Origin of the sequence: Curtobacterium sp. PhB191, from assembly GCF_004346515.1 — a bacterium.
In the GTDB taxonomy this organism is placed as follows: domain Bacteria; phylum Actinomycetota; class Actinomycetes; order Actinomycetales; family Microbacteriaceae; genus Curtobacterium.
Window position 1 is genome coordinate 197,211 of sequence record NZ_SMBV01000009.1, and the last position, 8,628, is coordinate 205,838.

Consider the following 8,628-nt stretch of genomic DNA (forward strand, 5'->3'; position numbering starts at 1 on the left):
ACGAAGTGTGAGGCCCCACCATGAGCGACGGAACCCGGACGCAACCCAGCGTCGATGCCGCCACCGCCCCCGACGTCCAGGTGGCCCTGGGCGACGACGCACGCCGCCAGGGCATGCGGAAGGTGATCGTCGCCGCCGGCGTCGGACACTTCGTCGAGTGGTTCGACTTCGGCCTCTACGGCACGTTGGCGACCGTCATCTCGCTGTACTTCTTCAAGCAGGGCGACCCGCAGGTCGCACTGCTGTCGGCCTTCGCCGTGTTCGGTGCCGGCTTCGTGATGCGTCCGCTCGGCGGGCTGTTCTGGGGGTCGCTCGGTGACCGGGTCGGCCGGAAGACCACGCTGGCCACGGTCATCCTGATCACGAGCGGCGCGACCGCCGTGATGGGCATCCTGCCGACGTACCAGAGCGTCGGGATGCTCGCACCGATCCTGCTCGTCGTGGTGCGGCTGGTGCAGGGCTTCGCCGCCGGTGGCGAGGGTGCCGGGGCGACGACGCTCCTGGCCGAGTACGCCCCGTCGAACCGGCGCGGCTTCGTGACGAGCTTCATCGACGTCTTCGGCTTCGCGGCGTTCATCGTCGGTGGTGGCCTGGTCTTCCTGTTCACGGCGATCGCCGGGGACGGGGCCCTCGAGTCGTGGGGGTGGCGTGTCCTGTTCCTCGTCGCGGTGCCGCTCGGTCTGGTCGGGTTGTACCTGCGCACGAAGCTCGAGGACACCCCGGAGTTCCGCGCGCTCAAGGCCAAGGGGGAACTCGCGAAGAACCCGCTCCGCCGCTCGCTCCGGACCGGGTGGAAGGCCCTGCTCTTCTGCGTCGGGTTCGTCGTCCTCAAGGCCGTCGGTCACTGGATCCTGCAGACCTTCATGCCCTCGTACCTGCAGGCGGACCTCGGGTACTCGCCGCTCGTCTCGTACGGGGTCGTCGTCATCGGCTTCCTGGTGATCGCCGGCCTCGTCCCGTTCTTCGGCCTGCTGTCGGACAAGATCGGCCGGAAGCCCGTGATGCTCGCCGGGTGCGCGGGGTTCCTGGTGCTGACCTACCCGACGCTCATGCTCATGGACGCCGGCAACTTCTGGGCCGCCGCAGCCGCGATGGTGCTGCTCGGGCTGTTCATGGCGGCGTTCGACGGGGCGGTGAGCGCCGCGATGGCCGAACTGTTCCCGACCGCCATCCGCTACGGGTCGATGGGCATCGCCTACAACATCAGCGTGGCGCTCTTCGGTGGCATCACCCCGTACTTCGCCACGTGGCTGATCAGCGCGACGGGCAACACGTTCGCGCCGGCCTTCTACGTGATGGCTGCCGCCGCGATCACCGGCGTGACGGTGCTCCGGGCGCGCGAGACGAACAAGCGGGGACTCGTCGCCGAGTGAGTCGAGCGCGGGCCGGTCGCAGGGGCTGTGGAGTGACCTTCCAGGCGGATTCCATGTCCCCTGCGCGCGCTCCGGTTATGGTTTCCCGGTGAGCAACGAACCCGAGCAGACGACGGAGCCCGCGCGCCGCGGTGCCGTGACGCCGCGCCACGGGCGCCAGAAGCGACGAGCGGGTGTGGTGTTCCCGGCGATCGCGGGTGTGCTCACCATGGCCGTCCTGCTGAGCGGTGGCTACGCGGCGTACGCGTACAACCAGCTGTCCGGCGGGGTCACGATCGTCAACGCGATCACCGGCAAGAAGGACACGAAGGACGACGTCGACGGCAAGGCGCAGAACATCCTGCTCGTCGGTGACGACCACCGGCCGGAGAACGCCACCCCCGAGCAGATGGCGGAACTCAGCACGACGTCGGACGGTGGTGCGACGAACACCGACACGATGATCGTCCTGCACATCAACGCCGACGGCACGCAAGCGACGATGATCTCGTTCCCCCGTGACTCGTACGTCGACATCCCCGACGTGGGCAAGGGCAAGCTCAACAGCGCCTTCTACTACGGCACGCTCAACGGTGGCGGCGACACCGGAGGTGCGAAGATGCTCATCAAGACCATCGAGAACCTGAGCGGTCTGCAGATCGACCACTACGTCCGCGTCTCACTGCTCGGCTTCTACCAGGTGGTCAAGGAGCTCGGCCCGGTCGAGGTCTGCCTCAACCAGGCTGCCCAGGACAAGGACTCCGGCGTCGACCTGCCCGCGGGGAAGTCGACGCTCAACGCCAAGGAGGCGCTGTCCTTCGTCCGACAGCGCAAGGGCCTGCCGAACGGCGACCTCGACCGCAACGTCCGCCAGCAGTACTTCCTGTCGCAGGAGGCCCGGAAGGTCACGTCCGCCGGCACGCTGCTGAACCCGGTCAAGATGGGCAACATCCTGAAGGCCGTCGGGGGATCGATCCAGACCGACACCAACCTGATCGACCTTGCCTCGCAGATGCGGAACCTGCGCCCCGCGAACATCCAGTCGGCCACGATCCCGACCCTCGGCACGCCGACCATCTACGTGAACGGTTCGGCGCTGTCCATCGTCGAGGTCGACACCGTCGGCCTGCCCGCCTTCGTGCAGGGCCTGGTCGGCGAACCGGAGGCCTACGCCAAGGCCGGTCGCGCCCAGCCGGCGAACACCTCGGTCACCGTGATGAACGGCAGCGGCGTCGAGGGTGCCGCGACCGCAGCCGGGCAGGTCCTGACCAGCCGCGGGTTCCAGGTCGCACCGGCTGGTTCCTCGGCCACCACGAAGGTCACCCAGGTGCAGTACCCGGCCGGCCAGGAGTCGCAGGCGAAGGCGATCGCGGCGGCCGTGCCCGGTGCCGTCGCCGTCCGGACCAGCGCGGTCACCGGCGTCACGCTCGTGCTCGGCACCGACGGCAAGACCGCGAAGGCCGCCAGCGAGCCGAGCGCGACCGCGTCGAAGCCCGCGAGCACCGGTTCCGGGTCGAAGCCGAGCAAGCAGGCGTCCGAGGAACCCGCGCCGAAGTCCACCGACGTGCACAACTACGGCACCGAGGGCACCTGCATCAACTGAGGCCGTGGCCGGACCGGGTCGCTAGGTTCGAGGGGTGAGCAGCGCAACGCGTCCGATCGTCCTGATGACCTACAACATCAAGAACCCGGATCCGGAGCACGACTGGCCGGCCCGGCTCCCCGTGCTCCTCGACGTCATCCGCCGGCACGACCCCGACCTGGTGTGCGTGCAGGAGGCCTTCGCGCACCAGCTCGACGACCTGCGCGCCGGGCTGCCGGACCACGCCGACGTCGGACAGGGGCGTGAGGGCGGCACCGCGGGGGAGCACCCGGCGGTGTTCTACCGACGCGACCGGTTCCGACCGACCGACGAGGGGTCGTTCTGGCTGTCGGACACCCCGGACGAACCGGTCTCGAACACGTGGGGCAGCCTGTTCCCGCGCATCGCGAACCACGCCGTGTTCCTGGACACCGACGGGCCGGCGGTCACGGTGCTCACCACGCACCTGGACCACGAACTCGGCGAGCACGGCGACGAGGTGCGCGGGAAGAGCGCGGCGCTCATCGTCGAACGGCTGGCGCGGGAGACCGGTCCGGTCATCGTCGCCGGGGACTGCAACGAGCCGGCCGGCGCCGGAACCGCGTCACGGGTCTTCGCCGACGCCGGGTTCGACGACACCTGGCTGCTCGCGGGCGACCCGGGGGACCGGACGGCGACGTTCAACGACTGGCAGCCGCCGGTGGACACCGGGGAGCGCATCGACTGGGTGCTGACCCGCGGGGTCGTCGGCGTCGACCGGGTCGTCATCGACCACGACGGGCCGGAGACGTGGTTCGCGAGCGATCACTTCCCGGTGGTCGCGACGATCCGCGTGTGAGTCAGCAGCTCCGCTGCGCGTGCACGGGCATCGGGGAGCCGAGCACCGTGACCGTGGTGTCGTCCGTCAGGGCCGAGACGCCGTTCGTGCCGGAGGAGTCCTGGTCGTCGGAGGAGCCCCAGCCTGCGCGCAGCAGCAACTGCCACGCGCGGAAGTCGTCCGAGCCGAAGGACACCCGTTCGGAGCGCGGGGCGTCCGCGATCTCGTCGGCGATGTCGTCGCCGACCTGGACGCCGCCGGGGCCGGTCAGCTCGATCCGTGCACCGAGCCGGCTGCGGACCTGGTCGCGCAGCACACGGACCTCGACGGCGTTGCCCGCCTGCGCATCGGTGGTCAGGGCCGCGACCCGGATGGCGCCGCCCCACGTGTAGGTGGTGCCGGCCGGGAAGCACGCGCCGCCGTCACCCTCGGCGGTCTGCGTGCGCGACGGGGTGCCGAGCAGGCGGTCGAGCAGGCTCACGGTCAACCGGGAGTCGCGCATCGACGACTCGACGACGGTCTTCCCGCCGTTGCGGAGCACCAGGGACTCGGCGTCGAGCTCGATGGAGTCGACCCGCCGGAGCTTCGCGTTGGACACGTGCACCGGCGCGGCGTCGTGCGACGTCTCCGCCGCCACGGCGGAGTCCGCACCGAGCCCGGTGGTGCCGTCGAGCGCCAGCGCACCGGCCGAGAAGGCGAGCACGGCAGCGCCGAGCGCCAGCAGGGTCCGAGGGGTCACCGTTCGACGGTACGACCCTGATCCGTCCAGGACGACAGGTGTTACCGAATCGGGTCCTGGCCGTCACCGGACCGTGACAAACGAGGAAGACGCAGTTGCGGCCCTGGAGCGGTGCGGCCGGCGGACGCTGGCCGCACCGCGCGCCGGGGGACAGCCTCCTGGACGGCCCGTGGTGCGGCCCTGCGTACCGTCGGCGGCATGACGGACCAGCAGAACGACCAGGCAGGGCTCGACCAATACGCCATGCAGGACCCGACGAAGATGTACGCCGACAAGAAGCCCGACGAGCAGTACCTCGCGGGCGCCGGCACCGACGCCGAGATGGCGGAGAACGTCCCCGCCGACCACGGCGAGGACACCTACCGCGGCTCCGGACGGCTGACGGGCCGCAAGGCCCTCGTCACCGGCGGCGACTCCGGCATCGGCGCAGCGGTCGCCATCGCCTACGCACGCGAGGGCGCCGACGTCGCGATCTCGTACCTGCCCGAGGAGCAGGAGGACGCCGACCGCATCGTCGCGCTCATCGAGGCAGCCGGCCGCAAGGCCGTCGCGCTGCCCGGCGACATCACCTCGCTCGCGGTCTGCGAGCAGATCGTCGCCGACACCGTCGCGCAGCTCGGCGGGATCGACATCCTGGTGAACAACGCGGGCAAGCAGCAGAACGTCTCCTCGATCGAGGACATCTCGGACGAGGAGTTCGACGAGACCTTCAAGACGAACGCCTACGCGACCTTCCGGATCACGAAGGCCGCCGTGCCGCACCTGCAGCCGGGCTCGACGATCATCAACACGACGTCGATCCAGGCCTACGCGCCGTCGCCGCACCTGGTGCACTACGCGGCCACGAAGGCCACCGTGAACAACCTGGCGAAGGGCCTGGCTGCGCAGCTCGCGCCGAAGGGCATCCGCGTCAACGCCGTCGCACCGGGGCCGATCTGGACGCCGCTGCAGCCGGCCGGCGGGCAGCCGCCCGAGGCGCTGCCGTCCGCGGGCGAGCAGACCTACCTGGGCCGCTGGGGGCAGCCGGCCGAGCTCGCGCCGGCCTACGTGTTCCTGGCGAGCGGTGAGTCGTCCTACGTCGTGGGCGAGACGCTCCACGTCGACGGTGGGATGCCGACGCCGTAGCGCGTCGCTGCGGACGGGCCGACGGGCCGACGGGCTGACGGGAGGCGCGGTGCCGGTGGGTACCGCGCCTCCCGTCGTCCGGGTGGTCCCGTCTGCGGGCCGTGGCGACGTCAGCAGGTGACCGCGCGCGCCATCCGCTCGAGGAGTTCCCGCGCCGACAGTGCTGCCGCGAGCTCGACCTCGACCGGGTTGATGCCGGTCGCGTGCTCGAACGCGCGGCGGCGGGCCTGGTCGGCGATCGGCACCTCGGGGCGCTGGGGCAGCACGGCGATCGCCTGAGCCGCCGCCCCGAACGCGCCCGCGGGCCGCCCGAGCTGTTCCCACATCGCGCGGACGTCGTGCGCGACCTGCTCCGGGTCGCCGCCGAACTCGAAGCCGGCCGAGGCCATCGTCGCGAGTCCCTGTGCGGTGGGGTCGTTCGGGGTCATGCCCGGCATCGTCACACGGATCCGTGCGAACGCGCTGGGCGTGGTGTCGGTGTCCGTGTCCCCCCATGTGCTGACACCCGTACCGGGGATTCTGTTGTCCCCCGTTCTGCGTTTGGATGGACGTGCCCCGGACTCGGGGAGACCTCGGACAGGACGTCCGTGGAACGACGGAGGGCACGATGCTCGAGAACACCAGCGCCGACACGCAGGCCGCAGCGGCCGCGGCGGCCACCCTGCACCTCCGGATCACGATCGTGGGGGCCACCGTCGACCTGCTCCGTGACGTCCCCTTCCACGAAGCACGCGCCGTGCACGTGGCCGAGCGGATGGGCATCTCCGTCGAGGAGCTCCAGCAGCACTTCCCGTCCTGGGACGGCTTGGTGCTCGCAGCCGTCGACCGCTGGAACGGCGGTCGGATGGACGAGGTCACCCGCGAGGTCGGCGACGGTTCGACCGTCGAGCTGCTGCGCGCGATCGTCGCGTCGAACGCCGAGGACCCCGCGCTCATGCGTCTGCTCGTCGCCCTGCTGTCCGTCGCGGGCAACCCCGAGCACCCGATGGCGACCTACCTGCGGTCGCGCTACCAGCTCTTCTACGCCCAGGTGAAGCGCGGCCTCGAACACGACATCGCCGTCGGCCGCGCCCCGCACACCATGGAACCCCGGCGGGGAGCCGAACAGCTCATCGCGCTGTACGAAGGCCTGCAGCTCCAGGCCCTGCTCCGCACGGACCTCGACCTGGTGCCGGCGTTCGACCGTGCGGTGGCCCGACTCGAGCGCGGCTGGATGGAGCGCTACGAGCCGCAGGCAGCCCGCCGGCACGCGACGTGGAGCGACGGCGACGACGGCAGCTGGGACATCTGAGCCCGGACCGGCAGCGCCCGTCCGGAGCGCCGCACCGTCAGCGTCCGTCCGGAGCCGACCGTGACCCGCGCGGCACCGAGCCGTCGCCGGGGTCGTACCCGGTGTCGCGGATGACCCGGAGCGCGGTGGTGTCGTTGTGGACCGAGTGCACGACGACCCGACGGGTCCGCCGGAGCGCACGGCGCGCACCAGGTGTCGCGAACAGGCCGCCGAGCACGAGCCCGGCGCCGATCCCGAGCGCCACGGAGACCGCGGCCACGAAGTCGAGGGCCGCACTCGACGAGCCCGACATGAAGTTGAGCAGTGCGTTCGACACGGCGACACCGGGCAGCAGCGCTCCGCAGAACGCCGGCACCGCGATCGCCGCGACCGCGGTCCGCATCCGCGCCGCTGCGTAGGTGGACAGCACGCCGAGCAGGACCGCGGCCAGGAACGTCGCGCCGAGCAGCGGCAGGCCGAGCTGCCGCAGCCCCCACAGCGAGGCCCCCGCCGCCACCGAGAACACCACGGCGACGGGGATCACCCGCGCACTGGCCTGCTGCACGAAGCAGTTCGCCCCGGCCGACACCACCGTGAGCGAGAGTGACGCCCACAACGGCAGCGCCTGGGTGACGATGCCCGACGGGTCGACCTCGAGGTGCAGCCACTTCGTCATCGCGATCCCCGCGGGCACCCCCACGACGATGGCGGCGATGACCAAGCCGATGTAGAACGCCCGGGCGACCGCCATCGCACGGAAGCCGGAGATCGCGTCCTGGGCCCACGTCACGAGTGAGACGTGCGGCAGGAGCAGCACCACCAGGGCCGCCACCATCGTGGCGGCACCCGCCGGGTGCAGGACGCCGACACCGATGGCCAGGGTGCCGATCACCGACGCGACCGCTCCCTGCGCCCCGGACACGAAGAACTGCGGGTAGCCACGACCGGTCAGCCAGCGCCCGGACAGGATGATCCCGAACATCAGCACGAAGGCGCCGATGCCCGCTCGCCATCCGCCACCGGCCTGCATCGCGATCGAGGTCCCCAGGATCGAGAGCCCGACGTCGGCGAGCCACGTGGGCCAGCGCGGCGGCATCCGCAGCACCGCCACGAGGGCGCTCACGCCCGAGGTCATGTCCCGTTGGTCGTGGATCAGGTCGTCCACGATCTGGTTCGCGCGCGCGAGTCGGTCGAGGTCGGAGCCGTCGGAACTCACTGTCCGGACCTTCACGAGCGGCGGGATGTCGGCCGGCGCGTACTGGATCGTCACCGAGCTGCCGGAGAAGTCGAGGTCGAGCGGGGCCAGGTTCCACTTCGTCGACACCGCGACGACGGCGGTCTCGACGCTGCGGGTGTCGGCGCCGGAGGCGAGCATCACCTCGGCCAGGTCGAGGCAGAAGTCGACGATCTGGGCGGCGGTGTACTGGTCGCGCCCCTTGGCGTCGGGTTCGACGTGCTCGTAGATCGTGCCGCGCAGTCGGGCACGTGCGTCGCGCAGGTCGTGCTGCGCCAGGCTGCGGCGTCGGGGGCGGGGTGGCCGGTGTGGGCGCCCCGGCTTGGGCTCGCCGGGGAAGTGCTGCTCGGCCATCCGACCATGGTGCCAGTCGCGATCTGGACGCGACCAGAGCGGACGGGAGGCCCGGTGCCAGTGGACTGGTCCCCGGTTCTTGGACTGATTAGTCGGTTCGAGATCCGGGGATGGTTCGTGTGGGTGGTACCGCGTCGTCGTTGACGAGTGCGCAG

At 71.0% G+C, this 8,628-nt stretch carries 8 protein-coding genes; 5 read left to right on the forward strand and 3 right to left on the reverse strand.

Annotated elements, in window-relative coordinates; all coding sequences use genetic code 11:
- The first annotated feature begins 20 nt into the window (after positions 1–20).
- From EDF48_RS15545 to EDF48_RS15555, 3 genes are all read left to right on the forward strand, one after another.
- Positions 21–1,373 carry an MFS transporter gene (locus tag EDF48_RS15545; protein ID WP_131881086.1) on the forward strand — a complete coding sequence of 451 codons (1,353 nt, stop codon included), beginning with the start codon at positions 21–23 and terminating at the stop codon, positions 1,371–1,373.
- 88 nt (positions 1,374–1,461) lie between these two features.
- Entirely contained in the window at positions 1,462–2,955 is a 1,494-nt protein-coding gene (locus EDF48_RS15550) for an LCP family protein (protein ID WP_131881088.1), read from the forward strand.
- Between the two features lie 34 nt (positions 2,956–2,989).
- Positions 2,990–3,772: an endonuclease/exonuclease/phosphatase family protein gene (locus EDF48_RS15555; RefSeq protein ID WP_131881090.1), complete on the forward strand. Its 783-nt coding sequence runs from the start codon at positions 2,990–2,992 to the stop codon at positions 3,770–3,772.
- 1 nt (position 3,773) lies between these two features.
- On the opposite strand, the gene EDF48_RS15560 is transcribed toward EDF48_RS15555, so the two are convergent.
- Entirely contained in the window at positions 3,774–4,490 is a 717-nt protein-coding gene (locus EDF48_RS15560; RefSeq protein WP_131881092.1) for a hypothetical protein, read from the reverse strand.
- Between the two features lie 198 nt (positions 4,491–4,688).
- Between EDF48_RS15560 and EDF48_RS15565 the strand changes: the two genes are divergently transcribed.
- Positions 4,689–5,615 carry an SDR family oxidoreductase gene (locus tag EDF48_RS15565; RefSeq protein WP_131881094.1) on the forward strand — a complete coding sequence of 309 codons (927 nt, stop codon included), beginning with the start codon at positions 4,689–4,691 and terminating at the stop codon, positions 5,613–5,615.
- Positions 5,616–5,725: 110 nt separating this feature from the next.
- On the opposite strand, the gene EDF48_RS15570 is transcribed toward EDF48_RS15565, so the two are convergent.
- Complete coding sequence (locus tag EDF48_RS15570) at positions 5,726–6,043, reverse strand: hypothetical protein (protein ID WP_131881096.1); 318 nt, start codon at positions 6,041–6,043, stop codon at positions 5,726–5,728.
- A 179-nt stretch (positions 6,044–6,222) separates the two neighbouring features.
- Here EDF48_RS15570 and EDF48_RS15575 point away from each other — a divergent pair, with 179 nt between their 5' ends.
- Positions 6,223–6,906, forward strand: a complete 684-nt coding sequence (locus EDF48_RS15575; RefSeq protein WP_131881101.1) for a TetR/AcrR family transcriptional regulator — start codon at positions 6,223–6,225, stop codon at positions 6,904–6,906.
- Between the two features lie 37 nt (positions 6,907–6,943).
- Here EDF48_RS15575 and EDF48_RS15580 read toward each other — a convergent pair whose 3' ends face one another.
- On the reverse strand, positions 6,944–8,473 hold the full coding sequence (locus EDF48_RS15580) for a threonine/serine exporter family protein (protein WP_123937295.1): 1,530 nt from the start codon (positions 8,471–8,473) through the stop codon (positions 6,944–6,946).
- Between the last annotated feature and the right edge of the window lie 155 nt (positions 8,474–8,628).

Bases quoted from the DNA above. Each gene is read 5' to 3' on its own strand.
- EDF48_RS15545 (WP_131881086.1), top strand. From the start codon at position 21: ATGAGCGACGGAACCCGGACGCAACCCAGCGTCGATGCCGCCACCGCC.
- EDF48_RS15565 (WP_131881094.1), top strand. From the start codon at position 4,689: ATGACGGACCAGCAGAACGACCAGGCAGGGCTCGACCAATACGCCATG.
- EDF48_RS15570 (WP_131881096.1), bottom strand. From the start codon at position 6,043: ATGACCCCGAACGACCCCACCGCACAGGGACTCGCGACGATGGCCTCG.
- EDF48_RS15575 (WP_131881101.1), top strand. From the start codon at position 6,223: ATGCTCGAGAACACCAGCGCCGACACGCAGGCCGCAGCGGCCGCGGCG.
- EDF48_RS15580 (WP_123937295.1), bottom strand. From the start codon at position 8,473: ATGGCCGAGCAGCACTTCCCCGGCGAGCCCAAGCCGGGGCGCCCACAC.